The 1,362-nt window shown below is 76.3% G+C and carries 1 protein-coding gene and 2 pseudogenes; all 3 read right to left on the reverse strand.

Annotation, left to right across the window (positions count from 1 at the left end; translation table 11 throughout):
- A pseudogene (locus E5198_RS21160) lies at positions 1–423 on the reverse strand (CPBP family intramembrane glutamate endopeptidase); the annotation flags it as partial.
- Positions 423–1,124, reverse strand: a complete 702-nt coding sequence (locus tag E5198_RS21165) for an HAD family hydrolase (RefSeq protein WP_136491861.1) — start codon at positions 1,122–1,124, stop codon at positions 423–425. The gene E5198_RS21165 and the pseudogene E5198_RS21160, both read right to left, overlap by 1 nt.
- A gap of 58 nt (positions 1,125–1,182) precedes the next feature.
- Positions 1,183–1,362, reverse strand: a pseudogene (locus E5198_RS21700) (hypothetical protein); the annotation flags it as partial.

The raw sequence follows: 1,362 nt of genomic DNA on the forward strand, positions 1-1,362 counted from the left end.
CAGGGCCAGCGCCGGTACCGCCAGCAGGGTGGCCAGGGCGCACAGCCAGGCCGCATGCGGCCGCGCCGGACGCGGGCGCGGCTGGCGCCACCACCAGGCCAGCAGGGCGGCGCCGAGCAGCAGCTTGTCCCAGTGCAGACGCACGGCGTAGGGCGCGGCGTCGGCGCTGAGCGCGCGCGGCGCGCTCAGTTGCAGAGGGGCGAAGCCGGGCAGTGCATGGGCGGCCAGCGCGGTGCCGGCCAAGAGGCTGGCGCCCAGCCACAGGCCGGCGGGCAGGGCGCGCGGCGGCTGCAGCACCCAGAGGACGAACAGCGTACCGACCAGCAGGCCGGCCGGCTGGATGCCGCCGGCGAGCAGTCCGGCCAGCAGCGCCAGAGCCGGCAGCAGCGGAGCGGCGAGCGGGGCGCGGGCAGCGCCCGCCATCAGCCCGCCTGCCAGCGGGCCAGCAGCGCCGGCAGCTCGGCGAGGCTGGCGACCTGTGCGTCCGGTGCGCGTTCGCCTTCCCAGGCCTTGCCCTGCGGGTTGATCCAGATGGCGCGCAGGCCGGCGCCCTGGGCGCCGGCGATGTCGTCGCGCGGATGGTCGCCGACGTGCACCGCCGCCTCGGCCGGCACGCCGGCTTCGGCGAGCGCGGCGTGGAAGGCGCGCGGGTCGGGCTTGCTCACGCCCAGTTGCTCGGCGCTGAAGGCGAAGCGGAAGTAGTCGGCGATGCCGATGCGCTGCACGTCGGCGTTGCCGTTGGTCAGCACGCCGAGGGCGAAGCGCCCGGCCAGTTGCTCGAGGGTCGGACGCACCTCGGGGAACAGGGCGACCTGCTGGCGGGCGGCGAGGAAGTGCGCGAAGGCGCCCTGCGCCAGTGCATCGGCTTCGGCCTCGGCGTAGCCGGCCTGGCGCAGGCTGCGCTGCAGCGCCCGCTGGCGCAGCTCGCTGATGCGGATCTGCAGGGTCGGCTCCTGCGCCAGCAGCCACTGGCGGTTGGCGCGGATCTGCGCGCCGGCCTCGTCGCCCAGGCGCGGGGCGTGCTCGGCGAGCCAGCGGTGCAGCGCGGTTTCGGCGGACTCCAGCACCGGCGGGGCGTCCCACAGGGTGTCGTCGAGGTCGAAGATGATCAGGCGCAGGCTCAAGGGCGGTCTCCGCGGCGGCGGGGTGTTCCAGTCGATTTTTGCATCATACCGCCGGGACTCAGTCGGTGCCGCTCTCGTCGTCGTGCGGCGTGCGCCGATGGGCACGCGGGTGGGCCCGCTCGTAGGCCCGCGCCAGGTAGCGGAAGTCGAGGCGGGCGTAGGCCTGCGCGCGCTCGCTGCCGGCGTCGTCGGGCGGCTCCGCCGGCGCGGCGGCTTCGCGGCTGACGGCGGGCAGCGG

Source organism: Pseudomonas sp. A-1 (assembly GCF_004801855.1).
Lineage (GTDB): Bacteria > Pseudomonadota > Gammaproteobacteria > Pseudomonadales > Pseudomonadaceae > Geopseudomonas.